This is a genomic window from Leisingera sp. M527 (assembly GCF_025141525.1).
In the GTDB taxonomy this organism is placed as follows: Bacteria; Pseudomonadota; Alphaproteobacteria; order Rhodobacterales; family Rhodobacteraceae; genus Leisingera.
Map to the genome: position 1 here is coordinate 3,501,547 of NZ_CP081037.1, position 26,364 is coordinate 3,527,910.

Sequence of the window (26,364 nt, forward strand, 5' to 3'; positions counted from 1 at the left end):
TCACTCCCCTGTTCAGGACTTGCCGCGGTTGTCGACGACGCGCTTGGCCTTGCCCTGGCTGCGCTCGACCGATCCCGGGTCGCCTACAATGATCTCGGTGGAAACACCAACCATATCCTTGATCCGCTTGGTCAGCATCCGCGCCGCCGCAGTCCTGCTCAGCTCATCCGTGGCATCAGGATTGGCCTCCACATAGACCCGCATCGCGTCCATCCGGCCGGATTTATACAGCTCGATCTGGTAATGCGGCGCCAGCCCGCCGGTGGCCATCAGCTGCTCTTCCACCTGGCTGGGAAAGACATTGACGCCGCGCAGGATGATCATGTCGTCGCTGCGCCCGGTAATCTTCTCCATCCGCCGCATCGTGCGCGCAGTGCCCGGCAGCAGCCGCGTCAGGTCGCGGGTGCGGTAGCGCACCATCGGCAGGCCTTCCTTGGTCAGCGTGGTGAACACCAGCTCCCCCATCTCGCCGTCCGGCAGCACCTCGCCGGTGGCCGGGTCGATGATTTCCGGCAGGAAGTGATCCTCCCAGATCACCGGGCCGTCCTTGGTCTCGACGCATTCATTGGCCACCCCCGGCCCCATGATTTCGCTGAGCCCGTAGATATCGACCGCATGCATGTCAAAAGCCTGTTCAACCTCCTTGCGCATCGCATCGGTCCAGGGTTCGGCGCCGAAAACGCCGACTTTCAGCGAGCACTCGCGCGGGTCCATGCCGACCTTGTGGTACTGCTCCAGAATGTTAAGCATGTAGGAGGGCGTCACCATGATCCCGTCGGGTTTGAAATCGGTGATCAGGCCAACCTGTTTTTCGGTCTGCCCGCCGGACATCGGAACGACAGTGGCGCCCAGGCGTTCGATCCCGTAATGCGCACCCAGGCCGCCGGTGAACAGCCCGTAGCCATAGGCGTTGTGCACCATGTCGCCCTTGCGCAGGCCAGCCGCCCGCAGGGACCGCGCCACCAGATCCGCCCAGTTGCTTATGTCATTCGCCGTATAGCCCACAACGGTCGGTTTGCCGGTGGTCCCGGAGGACGCATGCAGGCGCATAATCTGTTCGCGCGGCACCGCAAACAGGCCAAACGGGTAATTGTCGCGCAGGTCGTTTTTGTAGGTGAACGGAAACTTGGCCAGATCCGACAACTGCTGCAAGTCGTCCGGATGCACGCCCGCCTCGTCGAACCGTTGCTTGTACATCGGCACGTTGTCATAGGCATGCCGCAGCGACCATTTCAGCCGGTCCAGCTGCAGCGCGCGGATTTCGTCGATCGAGGCGATCTCGATCGGATCCAGATCAGCCTTGTTGGGGGTCAGGTCTTTCATGGCATCCTCCACGCCTTATTCGTCAAACAACTGGCCTTTGACCGCCCGGGAGAAGCCCCGGAATTCGGCAATCTGCCGGCCGTCCTGATTGGTCACCGCCACATCATAAATGCCGCTGCGCCCGGTCAAGGAAATCTCGCGGGCCGTGGCAATCAACCGATCACCCAGCCGTCCCGGCGCCGTGAAGCTGATCACGTTGTGCTGCGCCACGGTCGCCTGATTGCGGCTGTTGCAGGCAAAGGCAAAAGCACTGTCGGCCAGCATAAACGTGACGCCGCCGTGGCAGATGCCATGGCCGTTGCAATGGTGCTGGGCGATGGTCAGCTCCAGCGTCGCCTCGCCCTCGTCCGCATGGGTGATCTCCATCCCCGCCCATTTGGACGCGTGGTCCTCGGCCCACATGGCGGCTGCGGATTTTTCGGCGCGTTCCTTGGGGGTCATAGTCATTTCCCCTTGAACGCGGGGGGACGCTTTTCCAGGAAGCTGGCAACGCCTTCGGCATAATCCGCGCTTTCGCCGCAGGTTTTCATCGCATCCGCCTCGATCTCCAGCTGGTCAGACAGCGTGTTGATCGCTGCCGCCTGGATGCACTGCTTGGTCAGGCCCAGCCCCAGCGTCGGGCCGTTTGCGAATTTCTCCGCCATGCCGCGCGCCTCGGCCATCAGTTCGTCATCCGGCAATGCTTTCCAGATCAGCCCCCAGTCCTCGGCCTTCTTGGCAGGCAGCGGCTCAGCCGTCAGCGCCAGCCCCTTGGCACGGGCCTCGCCCAGCAAGCGCGGCAGATGCCAGCTGCCGCCGGTATCGGGAATCAGGCCAACCTTGGAGAAGGATTGGATGAATTTGGCGCTTTCGCCAGCCAGAACCATATCGCAGGCCAGCGCCAGATTGGCCCCCGCCCCGGCCGCCACACCGTTGACCGCGCAGATCACCGGGAAGTTCAACTCGCGGATCAGCCGCACCAGCGGCGCGTAGAAGGTGCGCACAGTCTGGCTCAGATCCGGCGGCCCATCCATCTTGCGCGGGTCGCGGTCGCCCAGATCCTGCCCGGCACAAAAGCCGCGTCCGGCGCCGGTCAGCAGCACCGCGCGGGCGCCGCCGTCGCGCGCGCCTTCCAGCGCTGCGCGCAAGGCGTTGTGCATATCCTCGTTGAAACTGTTCAGCCGGTCCGGGCGGTTCAGGGTGATCTCCACCCAGGTCCCGTGATCCTCCACCAGAATTGTATCGCTCATCGTTCCCTCACCCTGTCAGCGGTGTATTTGACAAACACCTTGCATAAACCGACCGGACGGTCAATATATCTCAGCAACGGATTCCAGCCAGCCGGCCCCTGCCGGCCTGACGAAAAGGACAGCATGATGAGCCTTCTTGAGATTTCCAGCTTTGCAGCGGGTCAATGGGTCGCACCGGGCGCAGGTGCGCGCAACATCGCCAGCGCCATCACCGGCGAGGTCATGGCCACAGCCGGCAACGATGCACTCAATGTGCAGGCGATGCTTGATTATGCCCGCAGCGTGGGCGGTGCAAACCTGCGCCAGCTGACCTTCCATGACCGCGCCCGGATGCTAAAGGCGCTGGCGGGCCATCTGAACCAGCACAAGCAGGCGCTGTATGACCTCAGCTTTGACACCGGCGCCACGCAAAGCGATCACATGATCGATATCGACGGCGGCATCGGCACCATGTTTGTCTTTGCCTCCAAAGGCCGCCGCGAGATGCCGGACGGCCACGTCTACCTGGATGGCGAAGTAGAGCAGCTCAGCCGCAACGGGACATTTCTGGGCCAGCACATCTGCACCCCGTTGCGCGGCGTTGCAGTGCATATCAACGCCTTCAACTTCCCCGTCTGGGGCATGCTGGAAAAGCTCGCCCCCACCCTGCTGGCTGGCGTCCCCGCCATCGTGAAGCCCGCCACCAACAGCTGCTATGTCACGGAACTGGCGGTGAAACTGATGCTCGACAGCGGCATTCTGCCCGAAGGCGCGCTGCAGCTGGTTTCCGGCGGCTTGGGCGACATGCTGGACCATCTGACGATGCAGGACGTGGTCAGCTTCACCGGCTCCGCCAATACCGCGCTGAAACTGCGCGCCAACCCGGTGATCCTGGAAAACTCAATCCGTTTCGTGGCCGAACAGGACAGCCTCAACGCCTCGATCCTTGGCCCCGACGCGGCCGCCGGCACACCGGAGTTCGATCTGTTCGTCAAGGAGGTCAGCCGCGAGATGACCACCAAGGCGGGCCAGAAATGCACCGCCATCCGCCGCATCATCGCACCGCAATCGCAGGTCGATGCGGTGATCGAGGCACTGTCTGCCCGGCTCGCCAAGACCACAATCGGCGACCCGCGCCTGGAAACCACCCGCATGGGCGCGCTGGTCTCCAACAGCCAGAAACGCGACGTGCTGGAAAAGGCCGCAATCATCGGCCAGGAGGCGGAACGCGTCTTTGGCGACCCGGAAAACTTCTCCGTTGACGGTGTCGACGCCGAAAAAGGCGCCTTTGTGCCGCCGATGCTGTTCCACTGCGCCGACCCGGACAAAGCCCAGCGCGTGCACGACACCGAGGCCTTCGGCCCCGTCTCCACCATCATGGACTACCGCGATCTGGACCACGCCATCGACCTTGCCAACCGCGGCCAGGGCTCGCTGGTGGCCTCGGTCATTACCCATGACCCCAGCGTCGCGCGCGAGGTTGCCTTGGGTGCGGGCGCCTATCACGGCCGGCTCTATTTCAACAACCGTGATTCGATGAAGGAGTCGACCGGCCACGGCTCCCCCCTGCCCCACATGGTGCATGGCGGCCCGGGACGCGCCGGCGGCGGCGAGGAACTGGGCGGCGTGCGCGGCGTCAAACACTACATGCAGCGCACCGCTATCCAGGGCTCCCCGGATATCCTGTCGGCAATCGGTGAGAAATGGATTCCCGGCGGCAGTGAGATCGAAGGCCCCGCGCATCCCTTCACCCGCAAATTCGGCGAGCTGTCCATCGGCGAGACCCTGCACACCGCGCCGCGCATCGTGACGCTGGAGGATATTGAAACCTTCGCCCATTTCACCGGCGACACCTTCTATGCCCACATGGACGACGAAGCCGCCAAGCGGAACCCGTTCTTCCCGGGCCGGGTGGCACATGGCTATTTGCTGTTGTCCTTCGCCGCCGGCATGTTCGTGCAACCTGACGAAGGCCCGGTTCTGGCCAATACCGGCCTGGATAACCTGCGTTTCATGAAGCCCATCTCCGCGGGCGAAAGCATCAAGGTCCGCCTGACCGTCAAAAAGAAGACCCCGCGCAATGAGGACTATGGCGAGGTCCGCTGGCACGTCACCCTCACCAATCAGGACGGCGAGATTGCAGCAGAGTATGAGCTGCTGACAATGAACGCCTTCTGAACCTGCGCAAAAGTGGTAGGCAGCGGTAACGCCGCCGTGCGCCCGGGCTGGTCTAACCTGTCCGGGCGAACTATGTTCATCTCTATGAACGAACAGCAAAACCCCTGGTTTGACGCTACTGTCCAGCAGCTGAACGACCCGCAGAACCAGCGGGTCTGGTCAGTAATCGTTTCGCTGTTCGGCGATCTGGCACAGGAAAAGGGCGCCCGGATCAGCGGCAGCGCCCTGACCCGCATCATCACCCCGATGGGGATCAAGCCCGAAGCCATCCGTGTGGCGCTGCACCGGCTGCGCAAGGACGGCTGGATCGAAAGCGCCCGCGCAGGCCGTGCATCTATCCACTATCTGACCGAATACGGCCGCAACCAATCCGCCGCCGTGACGCCCCGGATTTACGGCCGCAGTGCCGCAGCGCCTGGCGACTGGCATGTGCTTATCGCCGAGGACGGCACCGGCCAAACCACCCTGGACGAGGTTCTGCTGCTGCCCAACTACGTGGCCGTGAACCGCACCACGGCCCTGGGACATGGGCCGATACCGCACAATCTGGATGACATGATGGCCGCAAAGGTCAGCAGTATCGCTGTTCCAGGCTGGCTGAAGGCACGGCTGTTTCCGCTGCCACTGTGTGAAGCCTGTAAGGAATTGCAGCAGGATTTGAAACAAATCACCCCGCCACCATCCCGGCTGTCTCCGGCTCAAACCGGCACTCTGCGCACCTTGATTGTGCACCGCTGGCGCCGCGTGGTTCTGCGCCATCCGGATCTGCCACCCAGTTTTCATCCTGCGGACTGGACAGGTGAGACTTGCCGCGCACTGGTGTTTGGCCTCCTGGACCAGCTGCCCTTGCCTGAACTAGCTGCCCTGGACACCCCAAGTGATTAATCCCGCCGAGGCATAGCTTGCCAACTCCGGCCACGGCTGACCTTGCAGGCCAGAGACGCCATTCCCACACCTCACACAAGCACTTGTTTTTAAACAACTTAATCATCCATCCGGAAAAACCTCAACGGAATCCGCAATTCTTCCGCTTTTCTTCTTGACCCGACCGGCCGCATTCCGTAAATCGCCTCCACACAGCGAGCGGCGGAGTAGCTCAGTTGGTTAGAGCAGCGGAATCATAATCCGCGTGTCGGGGGTTCAAGTCCCTCCTCCGCTACCACCCTTCCCCAAGCATGAAGATCAAGCTCATCCATGCTTAGGAATGGGCCCCGCTTGCGCATTTTCCCTCTAGCTTTTGGCCTCACCGCACCCGGGTTTCTCCTTGCGCCGCAGATGGCTGCTTTGGACAAGCCGTCCCCTCGGCTGTGCGTGCAAACCTGCTGCCCGCCAGCCCGCATGACAGCGTTTCTGCGCATTTTTCAACAACCGGACCAGCAATCTGACGAAAGCAGAAATGTGCCTGTACCTCAGGTCCTGTGCGGCTCGCGGCGCTTATCCTTCATTGATTTGATACCCACGAGAAAATTATACGGCACGGCCCTTGAACTATGAGACCGATCGGTACACTTAGATCACATCATTGACAGATCGGTAAATAAACATGACTGAAGCCCCCCGTCCCCCGCTACCGCCCTTTACCCGCGAGACCGCAATTGCCAAGGTTCGCGCTGCTGAAGATGCCTGGAACAGCCGCTCGCCTGATACTGTGGCGCCGGCCTATACGCTGGACACAGCCTGGCGGAACCGGGCTGACTTCCCCAAGGGCCGCGAAGAAATCCATGCCTTCTTGAGCCGGAAATGGGACCGCGAGCAGGACTACCGGCTGATCAAGGAGCTGTGGGCCTACACCGGAAACCGTATCGCTGTGCGCTATGCCTATGAATGGCGCGATGCCGCCGGCCAGTGGTACCGTTCCTACGGCAATGAAAACTGGGAGTTTGCCGGGGATGGCCGCATGGCGCACCGCTTTGCCTCAATCAACGACTTGAAAATCAACGAAGAAGACCGCCTGTTCCACTGGGCGCAAGGCCCGCGTCCGGCGGATCACCCCGGTCTCAGCGATCTTGGCCTCTGATCAGAAGAGGGACACTGGACTATGCCTTGCCGGGCCAATCACCGGGTCCGGCAAGGCCCAAGCCCAAGGGCTAAAACGGCCGTTCCTGATGCGGTGATTTGCCGAAATACCGGCGGTAAACTTTGGCAAAATGGGTCTGGCTGTTGAACCCCGACGCCAGTGCCACATCGATGATCCGCATGTTGGTCTGCAACAGCAGGCTGCGCGCATAGTCCAGCCGCAGCCTTGTGTAATAGACCTTGGGTGTGGTCTGCAGGTACTTGGAGAACAGCCGCTCCAGCTGGCGGACCGACAGGCCGACCAGATCGGAAATGCCGCCCGGTGTCAGTGGCTCCTCCAGGTTGCTGCGCATCAGGCTGAGCGCGGCCGCAAGTTTTTCATGCCGAACGCCAGTCCGGCCGTATTCGGAAACCGTCTGATCCTGATTGCCCCTGCGCGCCGAGGAACAGACCATCAGATCCGCCGCACCCGTCGCCAAGGCCGCCCCGTGATGATCCGCGATCAGGTTCAGCATCATGTCGATGGTAGCGGTCCCGCCGGCACAGGTGATCAGCTTGCCCTCCATGGTAAACAGCGAATTCTTCACCTCCACGTCCGGATGCGCCTCGGCAAGAACCGCCCGCAGCGCCCAGTGGGCCGAGACCTGGCGCCCTGCCAGCAGTCCGGAGCGCGCCAGCGCCAGCACACCGCCGCCCAGCGCACCCAGAGCTGCGCCCATGCGTTGCGCTTTGCGCAACCAGCCCAGCACCTTAAGCGATATCCCCGGCTCCTGCCCCTGACCGCCGCAAACAAAGATCATATCGCCGCGCACCAGATCCGGCAGGCCGCCGTCTACTGCCACGCCAAGCCCGTTAGGGGCGGTGACGGACAGGCCGTCTTCGCTGACCACGCGCCAGTCATAGCGCGCAGTTCCATCATGCTGGTTTGCTGCCTCCAGCGCCGCCACCGCACTGGACAGGTCCAGCGGCGAGAAGGTGGGCAGCAGCAGGAAGATGCAGCGGCAGGCCGGAGCGGCCCCGGCCGCTTCGGGGAGCGTCCGCATGGGTTTGGTCATGGTCTCCGCTCCCCTGTTCCAGTCAGGCCCGCATATTGGCGCCGTTGGCGTCATAGATCGGCGCGCCCAGCACCTCGGCGTCATACATCTCGCCCAGGATCTCGACCTGCAGCCTGGTGCCCGCCGCCGCATGTTCCGCCGCGACATAGCCCATCGCCATCGACGCCTTTGCGTGATGCGCATAACCGCCGGAGGAGATATAGCCGACCGCCTCGCCGTCCTTCAGGATTGCCTCGTCATTGGAGACATCAATGCCGTCCACGTCGATGGTCATGGTGACCAGCTTGCGGCTTGGGCCGACCTCGCGGGCCGCCACCGCGGCCTCCTTGCCCACGAAATCCTTCTTCCAGTTGATAAAGACATCCATGCCGCTTTCCGCCGCGTCGAAATCAGGGCGGAAGTCCAGCGTCCAGACGCCCCAGCCCTTTTCCAGCCGCATCGACATCAGCGCCCGCGCGCCGTACCAGCGGTAACCCAGATCCGCGCCCGCCTCCTCGATCGCCTCCGCCAGGCGCAGCAGGTATTGCGGCTTGCAGTAGATCTCATAGCCCAGCTCGCCCGAAAAACTGATCCGGTTCAGGATCACCGGCACCCCGCCCGCAAATGTCTGGCGCAGGTCGCGGAACTTGAACGCCTCGCCCGAGACATCCTCGCGGGTGATCCGCTGCAGCAGCTGCCGCGATTTCGGACCCGACAGCGCAATGCCGTGCCAGTCGTCCGAGACGTTCTGATAGGTCACATCGGCAGGCAGATCCTTTTCGAACCAGCGGCGGTGCGCCTCCTGCATGGCGCCGGAGCCGAACAGCATGAAGTGCTCCTCGCCCAGGCAGGCCACGGTCAGATCGCCGTACAGCTTACCCTTGGGCGTCAGCATCGGGGTCAGGGCCAGGCGGCCCGGTTTGGGCACATACCCCGCCAGCACATGGTCCAGATAGGCCCGCGCGCCTGCGCCCTTGAACTCATGCTTGGCAAAGTTGGCAACCTCGATGCCGCCCACCGCCTCGCGCACCGCCTTGACCTCGCGCGCCACATACTCATGGCTGCGGTTGCGCTCGAATGTCGGCTCCTCATGCGCGTCTTCCAGCCCGTCAGCAAACCACAGCGCGTTCTCCAGGCCAAAGCCCTGGCCCATACGGGCACCCTTGGCGACCAAGCGGTCGTACAGAGCCGTGGTTTTCTGCATCCGCCCCTTTGGCAGGGTCTCGTTCGGGAAGGTCATCACAAAACGGCGCTCATAGTTCTCGGTCGACTTCACGGTACCCCAGTCGGGGGTCGCAAAGTCGCCAAAGCGCGCCACATCCATCGCCCAGACGTCGATGGACGGCTCGCCGTCGATCATCCACTCCGCCATAGTCAATCCAACGCCGCCGCCTTGGCAGAAGCCAGCCATGACACCCACGGCGCACCAGTAGTTCTTCATGCCCGGCACCGGGCCGATCATCGGGTTGCCGTCGGGGCCGAAGGTGAACGGCCCGTTGATCATGTCCTTGATGCCCGCCTCGCCAATTGCCGGGATCCGTTCAAACGACATCTCCAGCCGGTCGGCAATCCGGTCCAGATCCGGCTGCAGCAGCTCGTGGCCAAAATCCCAGGGCGTGCCGCCCACTTTCCAGGGCGTGCCTTTGGGTTCATAGGTGCCCAGCAGCATCCCCTGGCGCTCCTGCCGGAAATAGATGTTCGCCTCGTAATCAATCCCGGCCGGCAGGCGGGTCGGGTGATTGGCCACCGCGTCGATCTTGTCGGTGATCAGATAATGATGCTCCATCGGCTGCACCGGCAGATTGATGCCCTGCATGTGGCCGACCTCCCGCGCCCACAGCCCGCCGCAGTTCACGATATGCTCCGCATTGATCACCCCGCGCGGGGTCACCACATCCCAGCTGCCATCGGGGCGCTGGGTGGTCGCAGTCGCCGGCGTATGGGTGAAATACTGCGCGCCGTGCACCTTGGCCGCCTTGGCAAAGGCATAGGTCGCGCCCGACGGGTCCAGATCGCCGTCCTGATCGTCCCACAGTGCCGCGTGGTAGTGTTTCGGATCAATCAACGGGTGGCGTTCGGCCACTTCCTTGGGGCTGATGAATTCCTGGTTCAGACCCATATACCGCGCTTTCGAACGCTCCCGCTTCAGGTAGTCGTACCAGGTCTTGTTCGATGCCAGATAGAACCCGCCGGTGATGTGCAGGCCAACGGAATGGCCTGACTGTTCCTCAATCTCTTTATACAGATCAATGGTATAAGACTGCAGACGCGAGATATTCGGATCTGACGAAATCGTATGGATCTGACCCGCCGCATGCCAGGACGAACCAGAGGTCAGCTCGTCCCGTTCCAGCAGCACCACGTCCTTCCAGCCGAATTTGGCCAGGTGGAACAGGATCGAGCAGCCAACAACACCGCCGCCGATGATCACCGCCTTGGCGTGGCTCGGCAGCTTCTTGTCGCCGCTGCTTTCTTCCTTGTGAATGTTGAGCGTCGATTGGGCAAAATTGTCTGACATGGGTTGTGTCCTCAGGTCTGGGGCAAGCGGCAGCTGGGCCGTGAGAGATCTTAGTTGGCGGGCCGGAGCAGCGGGTTAGTACCAGGCATCCGGAATTTCTTCCTTGCGGCGGGCGACATAGGCGGCCAGTTCTTCCTTCACCGCCTCATCCATCGGCGGCGCGACATACTCGTTCAGCATCTGGTTCCAGCGCTCATAGGCGCGCTGGCGCATGTCCTTGCAGCCGCCCTCCTCCCAGCTTTCGACATTCTCGCTGTCGCTCAGCTTCGGCTCATAAAACGCGGTCTGGTAATTACGCATGGTGTGACCCGATCCCAGGAAATGCCCGCCAGGCTCCACCTCAGCGTAAGCATCGCGCGCCATAGCCTCGTCGCTGGTGTCCAAGCCTTGGCTCAGCACCTTCTGATAGGATCCCAGCCGGTCGGCATCCATGATCAGCTTCTCGAAACCGGTACACAGACCGCCTTCCATCCAACCGGCAGAATGCAGGACAAAATTCGCACCCGCCAGCATGGTCGAATGCATCGAATCCGCACTTTCATAAGCCGCCTGCGCGTCCTCGATCTTGGACGCCGTCAGCGACCCGCCGCAGCGCAGCGGCAGGCCCGCACGCCGCGCCAGCTGGCCAATGGCATAGTTAGAGACAACTGGTTCCGGCATCCCAAATGTCGGCGCGCCGGACTTCAGCGACATCGACGACAGGAAGTTGCCCAACACAAACGGCGCACCCGGGCGCACCAGCTGGGTGAAGGCGCAGACCATCATCGCCTCGGCCATCGCCTGCGCAACCGACGCCGCAGTGGACACCGGCCCCATCGCACCGGTCAGGATGAACGGCACAACGATCATCCCCTGCCCGCGGGCGGAATAGGTGCGCACGGCCTCGGTCACCACCTTGTCCACCAGCAAGGGTGAGTTGGTGTTCACATTGCCCATGATCACGCAGTTGTTGTCCATGACATCCTTGCCAAAGACAATTTCCGCCATGTCGACACTGTCCTGCGCGCGGGACATCTCGGTGATCGCGCCCAAATGCGGTTTGTCGCTAAGGGTCATATGGGCATAGAGCATGTCGAAATGGCGCTTGGAGACCGGCACATCGCAGGGCTCGCAGATCACAAAACCGCCATGATGCAGGTTCGGATGCATATAGGTGAGCTGCACCAGCTTCTCGAAACTCTCCATATCGCCATAGCGGCGGCCACCCTCCAGATCGCGCACAAACGGCGCGCCATAGATCGGGGCAAACACCTGATTATTGCCGCCGATGGTCACAGAGCGTTCCCGGTTGCGGGCCAGCTGAGTAAACTCGCGCGGGGCCTTGGCACACAGGGAGCGGATCCACTGCGCATCCGCCCGCACGATGTCGCCATCAATTCGCGCGCCGGCTTCTTTCCAGATCTTCAACGCTTCGGGATCATCGCGAAAGGCAATGCCGACATCTTCAAAGATCCAGTCCACCTGGGCCTCGATCTTGGTCAGTTTTTCCTCATCCAGCACATCAAAAAACGGCAGCGTGCGCTGGATAAATGGTGATGCAGGGGCACCCGCCGGGGCGGTGTTTCGATCGCGGGATGCGCGGGCGCGTCGGGCCATGGGGCTCTCCAGTCTCCAAATGATAAGTCACACTATTCCTGCAGCCCGCGTTTGTGACGGTTGAAAAATCTGATCGTTTGGATAATTGACAGTTATGCAAGAACTCTGGAAGCTCCTCACCAGCCCCCGTCACCTGATTGTTTTTGAGGCCGCCGCCCGGCACGGCTCCTTTACCCGTGCGGCGGAGGAGCTGAACGTGCAACAACCTGCTGTCAGTGCGGCCATAAAGCAGATGGAGGCGTCGTTAGGTGTTATTTTATTCCGCCGCGGCCACCGCAAAGTGGAGCTGACCGGGGCTGGAATGCGGCTGTACACCGATGTATCCAAGGCTTTAGAGGACATCCTGTCCTCTGCTAAAGCGGTACGCCAGTTCGGACGCAATGACCATGTCACGCTCAATTGCTCCTCGGCTTTTGCATATTACTGGGTGATGCCACGACTGCCCCGGCTGCATGATGCGCATCCCGATATCGACCTGCGCCTGCAAAGCTCGGACCGGGAGCCGGATATCAATACCGAAGGCATCTCGCTGGCGGTCCGGCGCGGGCACGGAAACTGGCCGGACTGCCATTCTGCCCTGATCGCGCCCGAGGTGATCTATCCGGTGGCCAGCCCGCGGGTGATGGCCTCGGCCGTCAACCTGGCGACAGTGCCGAACCTGCTGCATGAGCGGCTGATACATCTGGAGGAACCGATCCGCGAGCGTCCCAGCTGGCAGCAATGGTTTGCCCATTTCGGAGTTACAGGCCCGCTGCCCGCGGCGGGTCTGCGGCTCAACGATTACGCGCTGGTACTGCAGGCGGCAATTGCCGGCGAAGGCTTTGCCTTCGGCTGGCAGCATGTGACGCAACCGCTGATCAAACAGGGACTGCTGGCCGCACGCAAGAACTGGTCCTGGACCACCGGCGCCGGGTTTTACCTGGTGTGGTCCAAGACCCAGGATCTGGTTCCCAATGCCGAACTGGTGCGGCAATGGCTCTTGGAAATGGCCCAGCCCGGCGCCGCGTGACTTATGCGATCCCGGAGGGGTTCTTGGCCCGCTGCATCGAGGTCTTGCGGGTCACATACAGCCGCCGCACAAAGGCAAGGATAAACAGCGCGGTCAGGATCAGCACAATGGTCGGCGCCGGTGCACTATCGAGGAAGAAGCTGGCATAGGTCCCCGCCAGCATCGAGAACATGCAGATCAGAACCGACACCCACAGCATAGTGCTGAACTTACGCACTACCAGAAAGGCAATTGCCCCCGGCGCAATCAGCAGCCCGATGGCCAGGATCAGCCCCGCCGCCGACAGAGTCGCCACAATCGTCAGCGACAAGGCCGCCAGCAGCCCATAGTGCAGCACCGTGACCGGAAGTCCGGAGGCCTGCGCCTGTGCCGGATCAAAGCTGTGCAGCAGCAGATCTTTCCACTTCAAGACAAGCGCCACACCGACCACCAGGGAAATGATGCCCGCCGTCAGCAGCTCGTGCCCCTCAACCCCCAGCATGTTGCCGAACAGGATGTGATCCAGATGGGCGTTGGTCTCAACCGAGACATAAAGCACGATGCCAAGGCCGAACATGCCAGAGAACACCACCCCCATCACCGTGTCCTGCTTGACCCGGCTGTTGCCCGACAAATAGCCGGTAGCAACCGCGCAGAGCATACCCGCAGCAAAAGCGCCAAGGATCAGCGGCAGCCCCACGATATAGGCCAGCACGATGCCGGGCAGCACCGCATGGCTGACCGCGTCACCCATCAGCGCCCAGCCCTTCATCACCAGGAAGCAGGACAGCAGCGCGGTCGGGATGGACACGATCAGCGAGATCAGAAAGGCGTTCTGCATGAACGCAAACTGGAACGGCATCAAAAGCGTATCAAGGTCCATCACGCAGCTCCCTGTTGTGCGGCGGGGCCGCGTTTCAGTGCTTCGCGCGCCTTGCGTTTTGCCGCCAGCAACCCGTGTTTCGGAGCAAAGACAAAGACCGTCAGGAAGATCAGCGTTTGCAATGTCACGATGATACCGCCGGTGGCACCGTCCAGAAAATAGCTGGCATAGGCGCCAAAGAAACTGGTGAGCGCGCCGATCAGCACCGAGACCATGATCAGCCGCGGGAAGCGGTCGCAGAGCAGATAGGCCGTGGCCCCCGGCGTCACCACCATCGCAATCACCAGAAACGCCCCCACGGTCTGCATCGCCGCCACAACCGAGGCCGACAGCAGCACAAAGAACACCGCCTTTAGCAATCCTGGCCTAAGGCCGATGGTGCGGGCGTGGTTTTCATCAAAGAAGGTGACCATCAGGTCTTTCCACTTGGCCAGCAGCACTGCCAGCGAGACAAAGCCGATGATTGCAAGTTGAGCCGTGTCCTCGGGCGTGATCGCCAGGATGTTGCCCATGGTGATGGTCTGAACTGAGACCGACATCGGGCTGATCGAGACGATGAACAGGCCAAGCCCGAAGAATGACGTGAAAATCAGCCCGATGATCACATCCACCTTAAGGCCGGATCGTTCCGACAAAAACAGCATCGCCCCCGCCGCCAGCCCGCCGGCGATAAAGGCGCCCAGCGCAAAGGGCAGGCCCAGGATGTAGGCGCCCGCCACGCCCGGCACCACCGAATGCGAGAGCGCGTCGCCGATCAGCGACCAGCCTTTGAGCATCAGATAAGCCGACAGGAAGGCGCAGACGCCGCCCACCAGGGAAGAGACCCACATCGCATTGGTCATATAGCCATAGGAGAACGGCTCCAGCAGGTATTCCATCACGGCTTGCCCCCGCCTTCAGCCTTGCCCTCGCTGGTCTGGGTTTTTTCGCCGTATTGGACAAAGGGCCGCTCGTCGTCGGTCAGAATGGTGACCTCGCGGGTGTCGCCGTCGTCATGCAGCGCGTCGCCCCCCAGGGTGAAATGGCGCAGCACCCCGCCAAAGGCATGTTCCAGATTGGCGCGGGTAAAGGTGGTCTCGGTCGGGCCAAATCCCAGAACGGTGCCCTTGACCAGCACAGTGCGGTCGCAGAACTCAGGCACACTGCCGAGGTTGTGGGTGGAAACCAGCATCACCCGGCCCTCGGCTCGCAGCTCGCGCAGCAGGGCGATGATCTGCTCCTCGGTCTTCACGTCCACGCCGGTAAAAGGTTCATCCAGCAGGATCACCTGCCCGTCCTGCGCCAAGGCGCGGGCCAGGAACACCCGTTTGCGCTGGCCGCCGGACAGCTCGCCGATCTGGCGGTGGCGGAAGTCCTGCATATTGACCCGGCGCAGTGCCTCATCCACCGCTTCGTGATCCGCCGCCTTGGGGCGGCGCAGAAACCCCATATGGCCGTAGCGGCCCATCATCACCACATCCTCGACCAGCACCGGAAAGGCCCAGTCGACCTCCTCGGATTGCGGCACATAGGCAACCAGATTCTTGCGCAGTGCCTCCTTGACGGTCAGGCCGAGGATGCGGATTTCACCCTGTGCGGCCGGCACAAACCCCATGATCGCCTTGAACAGGGTCGATTTGCCCGCCCCGTTCACCCCGACCAGCGCCGCAACGGTGCCGCGGGGAATGGAAAAGCTGGCATTCCACAGCGCCGTGTGGCCATTGCGGTAGGTAACGGTGACATCTTTTGCGGCGATCCCGTCATCTGCGGGCGTGGCGCTGGTATTCATAATGTGGGTCTCACTGGCATCAAGCATGGGGCTGTCCTGCAGAGTTACACACAGAAAATGTGCTTTGTGAAATGAAACACCCCGCAGCATGAACTGCGGGGCGTAGGAATTTCCGTTGGAAGGCTCAGTTGGTGACCTCGGTCAGGCCGCGTGCCACGGTTTCGGATGTGACCCTGAGCAGGTCCAGATAGGTGGGCACTGGACCGTCCGCTTCGCTGAGCGAGTCCACATACAACTCACCGCCATAGGCGACGCCGGTTTCACGGGCCACCTGTTCGGCCGGGGCGGTGTTGACGGTGCTTTCGCAGAACACCACAGGGATATCATTGGCGCGCACCCCGTCGATCACAGCGCGTACCTGCTGCGGAGTGCCAACCTGATCGGCGTTCATCGGCCACAAATACAGCTCTTTCATGCCGAAATCGCGGGCCAGGTAGCTAAAGGCACCCTCGCAGGTCACCAGCCAGCGCTTATCTTCCGGGATTTCGGCAATGGCGCGGCGCAGAGGTTCGATTGTGGCGCGCAAGCGGTCTTTGTATTCACCTGCGTTCTTGACATAGACCGCGGCGTTCTCCGGATCATGCTCGGCAAAGGCTTCGACGATGTTGTCGATATAAATCAGCGCGTTATCCAACCCCATCCAGGCATGCGGGTTGGCCTTGCCCTCATATGAGCCCGCTGCAATCGGGATTGGGTCAATGCCATCGGTCAGGGTCACCGATGGCACGTCTTCCATATTCGACAGGAACTGTTCGAACCAAAGCTCCAGGTTCATCCCGTTCCACAGGATCAGGTCGGCATCGTGTGCCCGTACGATGTCACGCGGGGTCGGCTCATAACCGTGGATCTCGGCGCCCGGCTTGGTGACCGAAACAACCTCGGCGGCATCCCCTGCCACATTTGCCGCCATATCGGCCAGCACGGTAAAGGTTGTGACAACTTTCATCTTGTCTTCAGCCATGGCAGCGCTGGCAGCAACAGCCGCAAATGCGGCGGCGGAAACTGTCTTGAGCAGGTTCGCGAACATTCGTTTCTCCGTTTTGAAGATCTCTTTGATGCATCGTTATTGCAAATCATTCTCATTTGTCAATGAGATTGAGAATGATTTGCAATAACAGGGCCGGATCGGGCCAGGCCGCGGCATCACCACTTCCCTGCCAAATGGTTAACGGCAGTTAATGACGTCTTAATGTTGCCCGGATCGCAACCGGCATTTCGCCCCAATCACCGCCTAAACCTGAAGCTGCAGCCAGAACGGCGCGGGACTGAACCTGATCCTTCGACCTACTGAGCGAGCACATTCCCCATGACTTTACCTGGAAATCTTTCCAGCTGTTCCGATGCAATCCAGCTGCTGGTCACTGACACTTCTGTGGCTGGCAGCCCGGTGCAGATTGTTCAGCTGCAATGCAGCGGATCTTTGCAGCAACCGCTCTGCGATGCGCTGGCCGACGGCTTGCGCCAGAAATTCCCAGGCGCCGCGGTTACCGCCGCGGACGGGCAGCAGGCCGGCCCGGACCTGACCTTTCGTTTCGTCGAACAGAACCAGTCGGCCGATTGGATCTCTGGCTGGCTGGCCTGGCGGCACAGCGACGGCCGCAGCGGCCAAGGCCCGGTCATCGAACAGTCGGTCATGGATGGGCAGCTGAGCGGTGACACTCTTGCGGACTATGCCGGCCAGTTGGTCCAGCACACTGAATTCTCTTTGTAATTTAACGATCTAGGATGGAACACGGACATGTGTGAGTATTGCGGTCAAGCCAATCACAGAATTCCCGAAAGCACCGATAGCGGCGGCACAGGCTCAGGCGGCCAGTCTGCCGGCAGCAAACCGACCTACACCGTCGATCAGGTGGCAGAGTATCTTTACAAGGGATATTGGCAGTCGACCGGCCGTACAGAGCGCTCCTTTGATGTGGAAACCGGCGGTCAGCTCACTGTTAACCTCAGCGGGTTGAATGGAACCGGCAAAGAAACCGCACGCAAGGCGCTGGAGAGCTGGACGGCGCTGAGCGGGATCGAGTTTGTCGAAACCACCGGCAGTGCCAAGATCACTTTTGACGACAACCGGTCCGGCGCCTATGCCAGCTCCTCGGTCAGCAATGGCACCATTCTAAGCTCCAGCATCAACATCGACGATGCCTGGGCCCAATACGGCAATTACTACCTGCAAACCTACATCCATGAGATCGGCCACGCCCTGGGCCTGGGCCACACCGGCAGCTACAACGGCAGCGCCAGCTACGGCTCGGACGCGCATTTTGCCAACGACAGCTGGCAAATGTCGATCATGTCCTATTTCAGCCAGTCCGAGAACACCGCGGTGAATGCGTCCTTTGCCTATCTGGCAACCGCTCAGCTTGCTGATATCGCAGCGGTTCACCATCTCTATGGCACCCCTGTGGACATCGAAACGGGCGACACCATTTACGGCGATGGGCAAACCACCGGCCGCTTCGGCATGGATTTGAACGGCAGCTTCGGCGTGGCTGTTGTAGATAACGGCGGCATCGACCTGATCGACCTCGGCTCGCGCAGCTACAATCAGACGCTGAACCTGAACGAGGAAACCTTTTCCAGCCTCAACGGTAAGACCGGCAATTTTGCCATTGCCCGCGGCACCGTGATCGAAAACGCGATCACCGGCTCGGGTATCGACCATATCACAGGCAACGCAGCAGCCAACCAGCTGGAGAGCGGCGCCGGCAATGACCAGATTGAGGGCGGTGACGGAAACGATACCTTGATCGGTGGCGATGGTGCTGACCTGCTGACCGGCGGCAATGGTGCGGACCGGTTCGTATATACAAGCCTCAGCGAAGCCGGCGATTCCATTGCTGACTTTGACCTGGCAGCAGGCGACAGAATCAACATCGCGCAGCTGCTGCAAGCAATCGGCTATGAAGGGGATGATCCGGCAGGCGACGGCGTTGCAACGCTGCAGGCCGGCAGCGGCGGATCCTGGCTGAAGATTTCACACGGCGGCAACAATGCCCTTTTGGTGTTTCTTGTCGGCGTGAACGAGGACGCCAGCCTGGCTGAGATCATCAACATCTCCGGCACCCCGGGGCCGGCACCGGACCCGACACCCGATCCTGACCCGACACCTGATCCTGATCCGACACCTGATCCGGGTCCGACACCTGATCCGGACCCAACTCCCGACCCGGACCCGACACCCGACCCGGACCCGACCCCAGGGACCATTGATAACGTGTATGTCTTCGATGACACCTTCATGACGCAATGGACCGTTCAGATCGGCACCGTCACTGACACAAATGGCGGTATTGATACCCTGGATCTTAGTGCCGTCACACGGGGTTCCAGGATCGACCTGGCAAGCGGGGCAACCGGTAAAATCGGCTCCAAAAGCCTGACAATCAGTGAAGGCACCGAGATTGAGAACGCCATTCTGGGCAGCGGCAATGACAAGGTATATGGCAATGATCTTGCCAATTTGATCGAAGGCCGCGGCGGCAACGATCTTCTGGAAGGGCGCGGCGGCAATGACACGCTGGACGGCGGCATCGGCAACAACAAAATCTATGGCGGCCTGGGCGATGACAGCCTGACGGCCGAGGACGGTAACGACAAAATCTATGGCGGCGACGGGGACGACGCGATCCACGGCGGCAGCGGAAGAAACTTCCTGACCGGTGAAGAAGGTGACGACACCCTGACAGCCGGCTCTGGCGCAGACCGGATTTATGGCGGCCTGGGCAATGACAATTTGGACGGCGGCGATGGCAAGAACCGGATTGAAGGCGGCGAAGGGGACGACGCCATTACCGGCGGCATTGACAAAGACCGGCTGTCAGGCGGCGGTGGCGACGACACGATGTCTGCCGGCGATGGCAATAACAGGCTGGACGGCGGCGAGGGCGATGACAGCATGTCCGGCGGCAGCGGCAATGACAAAATGTCCGGCGGCGAAGGCGATGATACGATGTCTGCCGGCGATGGCGTCAACAAGCTGGATGGCGGCAGCGGTGATGACGTCCTCACCTCGGGCAGCGGCAAAGACAAGCTTATAGGCGGCGAAGGCGATGACACGCTGTACGCCGGCGACGGCGAAAACAAACTGGACGGCGGTGACGGCGATGACAGCTTGTCCGGCGGCAGCGAACAGGACAACATTAAAGGCGGTGAAGGGGACGACACGATATACGCCGGTGATGGCGACAACAGGCTGTTTGGCGGTGACGGGAACGACCAGATCACCAGTGGCGCAGGTACCGACAAACTGAAGGGCGGCTTGGGTGATGACACGCTTTCGGCTGGCGACGGCAGTAACAAGGTTGATGGCGGCGATGGCAATGACATGCTCAGCAGCGGCAGCGGCAGCGACCAGCTGAAAGGCAGCAATGGCGATGACACGCTGTCAGGCGGTGCCGGAGATGACAAGCTGGATGGCGGGTCCGGCATGGACCGGCTTGAAGGCGGCACCGGGGCGGACCTCCTCAAAGGCGGTAAGGATGCCGATGTGTTTGTCTTCACCTCCGCTGAGGACGCAGGAGATACCATCAGTGATTTCAAGCTGAGCGATGGGGACTTGCTCGACATCGACGGGCTGCTTCTGGATCTGGGCACCAATCTTGACGATGCCCTGTCCAGCGGCAGCCTGAGCCTTAGCGACAGCCGTGCAGTTTGGCTGGAGTATGATGCTGACGGTGCGGGCGGCGAGGACGCGTTTCAGATCGCCTATCTGAGAGGGGTCAGATCAAATGCCGAGCTGACCGAAGACTGGTTCATCTAAGGCCCGCATGAAAACAGACGCCCGGTCTCCGGCAAGGGGGCCGGGTGTTTGTTTTTTCCCCTTACAACCTGCTGAAGGCTGCGGTCAGGATTTCGGCTGCGGAAACCGGGCCACGCCGCGCGCGCCATCCGGGGTGATCGACATCAGCGACAGCGTGTGATCCATGTTTTTCATCCGGTGCCGCAGCATCATCCGGGTCAGCCGGTTCAGATCGCTTGCGTAGTCCGGCTGCCCGGCCACATTCTCCAGCTCCCCCTGCCCTTCGCTGTCAAACAGCATCGGCGGCAGATCAGTGGCAAACTCAACCAGCGTGAACCGTTCGTCCCGCAGGATGCCCAGGCAGCTCTCGCTTGGCGATGTGCCCAGCGCCTGCTGCCATAGCGTCGGCGTCAACGGCTCCGAGAAATCCAGTTCCGAGAAGGAATACTGCCGCCAGTCCTGCGGTTCTTCTCCCCGCAACAGCGGCAGAAGCGACCGCCCGTCCATCGCATTCGGGATCTCCTGACCGGCCCATTCCAGAATAGTCGGCGTCACGTCAATCGACTCGGTGATCTGGCTGAGACAGGCTCCGGCATTCGCCTCATTGCCCGGCATCCGGATGATCAGCGGCGTGTGATAGGCGGCGTCATAGACCGTCATTTTTCCCCAGGAATGCCGGTCGCCCAGCATCTCGCCATGGTCGGCGGTGATCACCACCATCGTGTTGTCGTACTGGCCCGTGTCTTTAAGAAACTCGATCACACGGCCGACATGATGGTCCACCTCGCTCGCAAGCCCCAGATAAACCGCGCGCAGGGTGCGGATGTTATCATCTGTCGGCTCAAGATCCGGGAACCCTTCAACGAACCCTGCGATCGTGCTCTTGCGCAATGCGGGATCAAAGAACGGATGCTGTTCGCACTCCGCATCCGGTGTCGCCAGCCGTTCCGGCAGCGGCAGCGAGGCAGGATCGTACATGGTGTTATAGGGGGCCGGCGCCACCAGCGGCGGGTGCGGGCGGATATAGGTCAGATGCGCGAACCAGCTTTCCTTGTGGTAGGCGGTCATTTTGCCAAGGAAGGAATTGGTCAGAAACGCGGTGTCACTGTCTTCAGCGGCATAGAGCGCGGGATCGTTCAGCCTGGGCGCGCCGCCACTTGGCGACACCGGCTTGTAGACATCCCAATAGTTTTCGAACGCATAGCCCTGGTTCATCAGATGCGATTGCCAAGGATAGGACATTTCCATCCGCATCTCGGTCATCTCGTGAAACCCGTTCATCGGGAATTCATAGGTTCTGAGCGCCGGATCATTGGCATCAAATGCCCGCGGGTCCTGCGACGTATCAGTATAGCCGAACAGCATCGGCATATAGCCTGCCTTGCGCATTTCTGTCGCAATGTTCGGCGTGTCATGACGCAGCGGCGTGCCATTTCGAACCGAGCGATGGTTCATTGCGTACTGTCCGGTCAGGATTGAGGCCCGCGACGGCCCGCAAGGATTTGTGACCGAGAAATGCCGTTTGAAGGACACCGCATCCTTCATGAAGGCACGGATGTTCGGCAGCTCCACATGTTCCGCCAATGCGCCAAACACACAATCCGCGCGCAGCTGGTCGATGATGATGAACAGCACGTTCCGGTTTGCGGGGCGGGTCTCGGGGCGGTTGGCAGGCATCCAGGCATCCTTGCAGGCACAAGACAGTTTTCGACTGGCAATCTGTCGCGATCTGCACAGGGATTTCAAGCACCGTTTACACCGCTCTGCAGGATGCAATCTGAAAAATTGTCAGCTGACAAATCCCGGACAATTGTATCTATCAGGCGGCCAGACCCCGTATGAACAGCCTGCCGAATTGCGGTCGCGGCTCCGTAACACCTGCTAGACGCAGCATGTGCCAGGCCAGCGCCTGGTTGCTGGAAATCACCGGCACCCCGGTTTGCGCCTCAATCTCTGGAATGATCTGCAAGCAGCGCAGGTTGGTACAGGAAATCACGATGGCATCGCAGTCTTCTGCCTTGGCAACCTGCTGCGCCGCATCCGCAATGGCCGCCTCGGTGATCCGTGCCACCACCCGGTCGTCCATTTCCTCAAACGAGCCAAAGCCTGCGATTGCAAATCCCGCCTGTTCCAGATTGGCCCGCATCTGCGCTGAAACTTCTGGCAGATAAGGCGTGACAAACCCCAGCCGGGAGGCGCCCAGCGCCTTGCCCGCTGCAATGATCGCCGCCAGCGGGTCGGTCACCTTGGCCCTGGGCAAGACCGTCTGCACCGCCTCGGCGACCTTTGCCGAACCGATCACGGTTGACGCCGAGGTGCAGCCGTAACCGATCACATCAAAGTCCAGCGAGGACGGGAACAGCCGCGCCGAGGCCGGCAGGTCCGCCTGCATCTGCGCCAGGGTTTCAGGCCGGACCTCGGGCACCATTGGGATACGGCTGTGATAGAGCGCCACGCCGTCCCGCGCCATCATCCGGGCGAATTCCGGCTCCAGCGTCTCGTCGGTTTCCAGCACGATCACACCCAGGGTCGCGCGGGTGCCGATGCCGGCGTCTGTGTCATAAGGGAGCTTCATCGCGGGTCCTCCTTCAGATCACCAGCAGTTCAGGCGCGGCGCGGGTTGTCAGCAATTCGGCACCACCAGCGCGCACCACAATGTTTTCCTCATGCACCATGATCTTGCCGTCACCGTACCCCAGCGAAGGCTCCAGCGTCAGCACCATGTTTTCCTCGATCACCGTACCGTCAAATGCCGCGTGCGAGGGCCATTCGGTCAGCTGCATTCCCAGCCCGTGGCCTAAGCGCCCCACATCGCCGCCCTGATCGTCCAGCTCAGCAATCACGCCCTGCATTGCCAGGAACAGATCGCGGCAGGTCGCCCCCGGTTTGGCGGCTGCAATCCCGGCCTCGGTCGCGCGCCACAGCACGTCATAGGCCCGGCGCGACAGATCGTCGGCGCGGCCAATGGCAAAGTTGCGGTCGAAATCGCAGAAATAACCGTCCCAAGTGGAGCCGGTATCGAGCATCACGATGTCGCCGGCCTGCAACGGCCGGCCCGTCGGCGGTGAAATCACGTCGCTATAGCCGCCCTGATCGGCGCCGCCGACCAGATAGGGCACATCGTCTGCGCCTTGCGCCAGTGCCTCGCGGCGGAAGGCGCGGAACAGGTCCTCGAACGGTTGGCCCTCATGGGCGATTTGCGGCACCTGCGCAAAGCTGCGCGAGCCGATGGCGCAGATATGCGACAGTTTTTCGATCTCGGCGGCGGATTTCACAATCCGCAGGCTGCGCACCAGCGGCGTTGCATCCGCGATTTTCAGCCCCGGCAGGCCAGACACCAGCCGTTCATAATCACCCAGCGGCATCCGCAGCGCGGTTTCATGCCCCTTCATGATGCCAACACTGCCTGCCCGGTCGGCAATCGGCGACAGCAGCTCTGTCAGCAGACTGATGCCGTCGTCCTCGGGCGCGGGGGCGCTCCAGGTGCGGATATCCTCGATCCAGGTGCGGCGCATCAGGTCGGCGCCGATTTCCGGGATAATCGCAATGGGTTTGCCCGCAGGCGGCACAAACAGGAACCAGGGCCGGGTCGGGCTTTGCCAGAACAGGGTGTGAAAACCGCTGAAATAGCGCACCTCGGGTTCTGTCAGCAGCAGCAGCCCATCAAGCCCCTGCTGTGCCATCAGCGCCTGTGCTTTTTCCGTGCGGGCTGCAAACTCCGCCTCAGGAAAACCGCGCATGGGCGCCTTAGACATTGTTTTGCCCTGCCATGATCGCGGCAAAGATCGCCGGGTCGGTGACACCTTCGGAGCCAATCAGCAGCACGCGGGCCTTGGGTCCCAGCCCTAGCTGTTCGGCCAGATCCGGCGCCTGGCAGGCGGCAATCAGGGCTGCAAGGCCCGCAACTGCGCTTTCACCCGCTTCAACCACCGGATCGCCAGTTTCCGCATTAGCCAGCAGACGCACCGCAGGCGCCACAATGCTGTCCGGGATGGTCAGGAAGTCCGAGGCTTCCTCGGCCAGGATTTCCCAGGCCATTCCCGACGGCTCGCCGCAGGAGAGGCCGGCCATGATGGTTTCTTCCTGGATTGCGAAATTGGTCGCCTTGCCATTGCGGGCGCTGTCGAACAGGCAGGCGGCCAGTTCCGGCTCAACGATCACAACCCGCGGTGACTCGGCGCCGTAATACTGCCGCAGCGCCGCCGCAACAGAAGCCGCCAGCCCGCCGACACCGCCCTGCAGGAACACATGGGTCGGTGCTTGCTCCAGCGTTTCGCAAACCTCGCGGGTCATCACGCAATAGCCAGCCATCACATCGCGCGGCGGCTCGGTGTAGCCGTCCCAGGAGGTGTCCGAGACCACAAACCAGCCGTTTTCCTCGGCCTCTTTTTTGGCCAGCAGCACGGATTCGTCATAATCGCCAGTGATGCGGATCACCTCGGCGCCCAGTTCGCGCATGGCGACAGCGCGGCCTTCGCTGACCTCGGCATGGATGTAGATCCGGCAGGGTGCGCCGAACCGCTGGCAGCCCCAAGCCAGCGAGCGGCCATGGTTGCCATCAGTGGCCGAGACCAAAGTGATCCCGGCGCAGGCCTGTTTATGGGCGCCCTTGCGGATCTCCTCCAGGCTGACGTCCTGGCCCGATTGGCGGCTCAGCTCGCGCTGCAGCACCCGCAGCGCCGCATAAGACCCGCCCAGCGCCTTGAAACTGCCCAAGCCAAACCGCGGCCCTTCGTGTTTGTAGTCGATCCTGTCAACGCCGATTTTACCCGCCAGCCCTGCCAGCGAGACCAGCGGCGTCGCTTCATAGCCATCCCAAGCGGTGATTTCTGCGCAGGCATTGCCAAAATCCTGCTCGGACAGAACGGTATAAGCGGCATCGCCGGATTTCGGGCTGCCTGCCGTGTGGCGCATGGCAACTGTAAAGTGTTCAAACATGTTCAGTCCTTTCCCGCTGGCAGCCGGTCACGCACCAGCTGTACCCAGAATTCTGCGCCGATGGGCAGCAGAGCATCATTGAAATCGTAATCCGCCGCATGCAGCGGTTGGCCGTTTGGCCCGTCCTCGCCATTGCCCATCAGCAGAAAGCAGCCCGGAACGGCGGCGGTGAAATGGGCGAAATCTTCGGAAAAGCTCATCGGCGGGCGGTTGCGGATTACTTCGCAACCCGCAGCTTCGCCCGCACGGCAGGCGGCCTCAGCCGGGCCTTCCGCATTGATGGTTTCGACAAATTCGGTATTGAAAGTCATCTCAACCTCCACCGCATGGGTGGCCGCAACACCGGCTGTTATCTGGCGCATGAAACGTTCAACCGCCTCGCGGTCCGCAGGCACCCGTGCGCGGACATCGCCCTTAAGCACCGCTTGGCCCGGCAGCACATTGCGCTGGCCGTTTGTCAGAAACTCCGTGACCGACACCACAGCACCAGCCCCCGGCGCCAGCTTGCGCGAGACGATGGTTTGCAGCGCCAGAACCATTTCCGCCCCGACGGTGATAGCATCGACACCCGCCTGCGGCATCGAGGCATGACCGCCCTGCCCCTTGATCGAGATTTCAAACAGGCTTTCGCTGCCGCAGATCTGCCCCGGGCGGGTCGAGACCTGCCCCGCCGGCGCGCCGGGCAGGTTGTGAATGGCATAGACTTCTTCGATCGGGAACCGCTCCAGCAGCCCCTCGGCAATCATCGCCTGGGCGCCCAGCCCGTGTTCTTCGTTGGGTTGAAAGATGAACACAACAGTGCCGTCGAAACCCTGCTCCTGCACCAGCCGTTCCGCTGCACCCAGCAGCATGGTCATATGGCCGTCATGGCCGCAGGCATGCATCTTGCCGGGTGTTTCAGAAACATAACCGTGTGTGGAGGTTTCAGTGATCGGCAGCGCGTCCATATCGGCCCGCAGCCCAATGGCCCGGTTGCCGGTGCCCGCCCGCAGCAGGCCGACAACGCCAGCCCCTTCATGCACTTCCAGCCCGAGGCCGCGCAGATGATCGGCGACCTTGGCCCTGGTCCGGTCTTCCTGAAAGCCAAGTTCCGGGTGCCGGTGGAAATCCCGGCGCAGCGCGGTCAGGCGGTCCTGAAAGCTGTTCATATGCGTTCCCCAAGCTGATTGCAGAGAC

The 26,364-nt window shown here is 61.6% G+C and carries 21 protein-coding genes and 1 tRNA gene; 7 read left to right on the top strand and 15 right to left on the bottom strand.

Annotated elements, in window-relative coordinates; genetic code table 11:
* Nucleotides 1-12: 12 nt before the first annotated feature.
* Genes paaK through paaG form a run of 3 tightly spaced genes read right to left on the bottom strand, consistent with a single transcriptional unit; the run spans nt 13 to nt 2,552 of the window.
* On the bottom strand, nt 13-1,323 hold the full coding sequence (gene paaK / locus K3555_RS17330) for a phenylacetate--CoA ligase PaaK (protein ID WP_260006418.1): 1,311 nt from the start codon (nt 1,321-1,323) through the stop codon (nt 13-15).
* A 15-nt stretch (nt 1,324-1,338) separates the two neighbouring features.
* Nucleotides 1,339-1,764 (bottom strand): hydroxyphenylacetyl-CoA thioesterase PaaI, encoded by a 426-nt coding sequence (gene paaI, locus K3555_RS17335; protein ID WP_260006419.1) that lies wholly within the window; start codon nt 1,762-1,764, stop codon nt 1,339-1,341.
* Between the two features lie 2 nt (nt 1,765-1,766).
* The gene (gene paaG / locus K3555_RS17340; RefSeq protein WP_260006420.1) at nt 1,767-2,552 is read right to left on the bottom strand and encodes a 2-(1,2-epoxy-1,2-dihydrophenyl)acetyl-CoA isomerase PaaG; all 786 of its coding nucleotides are present in this window, start codon (nt 2,550-2,552) and stop codon (nt 1,767-1,769) included.
* A 126-nt stretch (nt 2,553-2,678) separates the two neighbouring features.
* Here paaG and paaZ point away from each other — a divergent pair, with 126 nt between their 5' ends.
* The 4 genes from paaZ (at nt 2,679) to K3555_RS17360 (ending at nt 6,726) form a co-directional block, all read left to right on the top strand.
* Nucleotides 2,679-4,709 (top strand): phenylacetic acid degradation bifunctional protein PaaZ, encoded by a 2,031-nt coding sequence (paaZ, locus tag K3555_RS17345; RefSeq protein ID WP_260006421.1) that lies wholly within the window; start codon nt 2,679-2,681, stop codon nt 4,707-4,709.
* Between the two features lie 84 nt (nt 4,710-4,793).
* Entirely contained in the window at nt 4,794-5,594 is an 801-nt protein-coding gene (locus tag K3555_RS17350; protein WP_259987657.1) for a PaaX family transcriptional regulator C-terminal domain-containing protein, read from the top strand.
* Between the two features lie 200 nt (nt 5,595-5,794).
* Nucleotides 5,795-5,871, top strand: a tRNA-Met gene (locus K3555_RS17355).
* A gap of 381 nt (nt 5,872-6,252) precedes the next feature.
* On the top strand, nt 6,253-6,726 hold the full coding sequence (locus K3555_RS17360; RefSeq protein WP_259987659.1) for a nuclear transport factor 2 family protein: 474 nt from the start codon (nt 6,253-6,255) through the stop codon (nt 6,724-6,726).
* A 70-nt stretch (nt 6,727-6,796) separates the two neighbouring features.
* Here the strand turns inward: K3555_RS17360 and K3555_RS17365 are convergent, their stop codons facing one another.
* From K3555_RS17365 to K3555_RS17375, 3 genes are all read right to left on the bottom strand, one after another.
* Nucleotides 6,797-7,780 (bottom strand): GlxA family transcriptional regulator, encoded by a 984-nt coding sequence (locus tag K3555_RS17365; RefSeq protein WP_259987660.1) that lies wholly within the window; start codon nt 7,778-7,780, stop codon nt 6,797-6,799.
* Between the two features lie 22 nt (nt 7,781-7,802).
* Nucleotides 7,803-10,277: an FAD-dependent oxidoreductase gene (locus K3555_RS17370; RefSeq protein ID WP_260006422.1), complete on the bottom strand. Its 2,475-nt coding sequence runs from the start codon at nt 10,275-10,277 to the stop codon at nt 7,803-7,805.
* 75 nt (nt 10,278-10,352) lie between these two features.
* Entirely contained in the window at nt 10,353-11,873 is a 1,521-nt protein-coding gene (locus tag K3555_RS17375) for a trimethylamine methyltransferase family protein (RefSeq protein WP_260006423.1), read from the bottom strand.
* A gap of 94 nt (nt 11,874-11,967) precedes the next feature.
* Between K3555_RS17375 and K3555_RS17380 the strand changes: the two genes are divergently transcribed.
* On the top strand, nt 11,968-12,882 hold the full coding sequence (locus K3555_RS17380) for a LysR substrate-binding domain-containing protein (RefSeq protein WP_129369497.1): 915 nt from the start codon (nt 11,968-11,970) through the stop codon (nt 12,880-12,882).
* A 1-nt stretch (nt 12,883) separates the two neighbouring features.
* Here the strand turns inward: K3555_RS17380 and K3555_RS17385 are convergent, their stop codons facing one another.
* From K3555_RS17385 to K3555_RS17400, 4 genes are all read right to left on the bottom strand, one after another.
* The gene (locus K3555_RS17385) at nt 12,884-13,744 is read right to left on the bottom strand and encodes a metal ABC transporter permease (protein WP_260006424.1); all 861 of its coding nucleotides are present in this window, start codon (nt 13,742-13,744) and stop codon (nt 12,884-12,886) included.
* Nucleotides 13,744-14,622, bottom strand: a complete 879-nt coding sequence (locus K3555_RS17390; protein ID WP_259999508.1) for a metal ABC transporter permease — start codon at nt 14,620-14,622, stop codon at nt 13,744-13,746. Before K3555_RS17390 ends, K3555_RS17385 begins: the two co-directional genes overlap by 1 nt.
* Nucleotides 14,622-15,539 (bottom strand): manganese/iron ABC transporter ATP-binding protein, encoded by a 918-nt coding sequence (locus tag K3555_RS17395; protein ID WP_311198485.1) that lies wholly within the window; start codon nt 15,537-15,539, stop codon nt 14,622-14,624. The genes K3555_RS17390 and K3555_RS17395 overlap by 1 nt, the downstream gene beginning before the upstream one ends.
* Nucleotides 15,540-15,636: 97 nt before the next feature.
* The gene (locus K3555_RS17400) at nt 15,637-16,539 is read right to left on the bottom strand and encodes a metal ABC transporter substrate-binding protein (RefSeq protein ID WP_311199993.1); all 903 of its coding nucleotides are present in this window, start codon (nt 16,537-16,539) and stop codon (nt 15,637-15,639) included.
* 279 nt (nt 16,540-16,818) lie between these two features.
* On the opposite strand from K3555_RS17400, the gene K3555_RS17405 reads away from it, so the two are divergent.
* Complete coding sequence (locus tag K3555_RS17405; protein WP_260006425.1) at nt 16,819-17,223, top strand: hypothetical protein; 405 nt, start codon at nt 16,819-16,821, stop codon at nt 17,221-17,223.
* A 27-nt stretch (nt 17,224-17,250) separates the two neighbouring features.
* Nucleotides 17,251-20,271, top strand: coding sequence for a M10 family metallopeptidase (locus tag K3555_RS24830; RefSeq protein WP_311199994.1), 3,021 nt, complete (start codon nt 17,251-17,253; stop codon nt 20,269-20,271).
* An 84-nt stretch (nt 20,272-20,355) separates the two neighbouring features.
* Here the strand turns inward: K3555_RS24830 and K3555_RS17425 are convergent, their stop codons facing one another.
* The 5 genes from K3555_RS17425 to K3555_RS17445 all read right to left on the bottom strand — a co-directional run bounded on the left by K3555_RS17425 (nt 20,356) and on the right by K3555_RS17445 (nt 26,336).
* Nucleotides 20,356-21,927 (bottom strand): alkaline phosphatase family protein, encoded by a 1,572-nt coding sequence (locus tag K3555_RS17425; protein WP_260006426.1) that lies wholly within the window; start codon nt 21,925-21,927, stop codon nt 20,356-20,358.
* A gap of 142 nt (nt 21,928-22,069) precedes the next feature.
* Complete coding sequence (locus tag K3555_RS17430; RefSeq protein ID WP_260006427.1) at nt 22,070-22,825, bottom strand: aspartate/glutamate racemase family protein; 756 nt, start codon at nt 22,823-22,825, stop codon at nt 22,070-22,072.
* Between the two features lie 13 nt (nt 22,826-22,838).
* Nucleotides 22,839-24,005 (bottom strand): Xaa-Pro peptidase family protein, encoded by a 1,167-nt coding sequence (locus K3555_RS17435; RefSeq protein ID WP_260006428.1) that lies wholly within the window; start codon nt 24,003-24,005, stop codon nt 22,839-22,841.
* Nucleotides 23,998-25,188, bottom strand: coding sequence for a diaminopropionate ammonia-lyase (locus tag K3555_RS17440; RefSeq protein ID WP_260006429.1), 1,191 nt, complete (start codon nt 25,186-25,188; stop codon nt 23,998-24,000). The genes K3555_RS17435 and K3555_RS17440 overlap by 8 nt, the downstream gene beginning before the upstream one ends.
* Before the next feature lie 2 nt (nt 25,189-25,190).
* The gene (locus tag K3555_RS17445; RefSeq protein ID WP_260006430.1) at nt 25,191-26,336 is read right to left on the bottom strand and encodes an amidohydrolase; all 1,146 of its coding nucleotides are present in this window, start codon (nt 26,334-26,336) and stop codon (nt 25,191-25,193) included.
* Nucleotides 26,337-26,364: the final 28 nt, after the last annotated feature.

Bases quoted from the DNA above. Each gene is read 5' to 3' on its own strand.
- paaK (WP_260006418.1), bottom strand. From the start codon at position 1,323: ATGAAAGACCTGACCCCCAACAAGGCTGATCTGGATCCGATCGAGATC.
- paaI (WP_260006419.1), bottom strand. From the start codon at position 1,764: ATGACCCCCAAGGAACGCGCCGAAAAATCCGCAGCCGCCATGTGGGCC.
- paaG (WP_260006420.1), bottom strand. From the start codon at position 2,552: ATGAGCGATACAATTCTGGTGGAGGATCACGGGACCTGGGTGGAGATC.
- paaZ (WP_260006421.1), top strand. From the start codon at position 2,679: ATGAGCCTTCTTGAGATTTCCAGCTTTGCAGCGGGTCAATGGGTCGCA.
- K3555_RS17350 (WP_259987657.1), top strand. From the start codon at position 4,794: ATGAACGAACAGCAAAACCCCTGGTTTGACGCTACTGTCCAGCAGCTG.
- K3555_RS17360 (WP_259987659.1), top strand. From the start codon at position 6,253: ATGACTGAAGCCCCCCGTCCCCCGCTACCGCCCTTTACCCGCGAGACC.
- K3555_RS17365 (WP_259987660.1), bottom strand. From the start codon at position 7,780: ATGACCAAACCCATGCGGACGCTCCCCGAAGCGGCCGGGGCCGCTCCG.
- K3555_RS17370 (WP_260006422.1), bottom strand. From the start codon at position 10,277: ATGTCAGACAATTTTGCCCAATCGACGCTCAACATTCACAAGGAAGAA.
- K3555_RS17375 (WP_260006423.1), bottom strand. From the start codon at position 11,873: ATGGCCCGACGCGCCCGCGCATCCCGCGATCGAAACACCGCCCCGGCG.
- K3555_RS17380 (WP_129369497.1), top strand. From the start codon at position 11,968: ATGCAAGAACTCTGGAAGCTCCTCACCAGCCCCCGTCACCTGATTGTT.
- K3555_RS17385 (WP_260006424.1), bottom strand. From the start codon at position 13,744: ATGGACCTTGATACGCTTTTGATGCCGTTCCAGTTTGCGTTCATGCAG.
- K3555_RS17390 (WP_259999508.1), bottom strand. From the start codon at position 14,622: ATGGAATACCTGCTGGAGCCGTTCTCCTATGGCTATATGACCAATGCG.
- K3555_RS17395 (WP_311198485.1), bottom strand. From the start codon at position 15,539: ATGCTTGATGCCAGTGAGACCCACATTATGAATACCAGCGCCACGCCC.
- K3555_RS17400 (WP_311199993.1), bottom strand. From the start codon at position 16,539: ATGTTCGCGAACCTGCTCAAGACAGTTTCCGCCGCCGCATTTGCGGCT.
- K3555_RS17405 (WP_260006425.1), top strand. From the start codon at position 16,819: ATGACTTTACCTGGAAATCTTTCCAGCTGTTCCGATGCAATCCAGCTG.
- K3555_RS24830 (WP_311199994.1), top strand. From the start codon at position 17,251: ATGTGTGAGTATTGCGGTCAAGCCAATCACAGAATTCCCGAAAGCACC.
- K3555_RS17425 (WP_260006426.1), bottom strand. From the start codon at position 21,927: ATGCCTGCCAACCGCCCCGAGACCCGCCCCGCAAACCGGAACGTGCTG.
- K3555_RS17430 (WP_260006427.1), bottom strand. From the start codon at position 22,825: ATGAAGCTCCCTTATGACACAGACGCCGGCATCGGCACCCGCGCGACC.
- K3555_RS17435 (WP_260006428.1), bottom strand. From the start codon at position 24,005: ATGTCTAAGGCGCCCATGCGCGGTTTTCCTGAGGCGGAGTTTGCAGCC.
- K3555_RS17440 (WP_260006429.1), bottom strand. From the start codon at position 25,188: ATGTTTGAACACTTTACAGTTGCCATGCGCCACACGGCAGGCAGCCCG.
- K3555_RS17445 (WP_260006430.1), bottom strand. From the start codon at position 26,336: ATGAACAGCTTTCAGGACCGCCTGACCGCGCTGCGCCGGGATTTCCAC.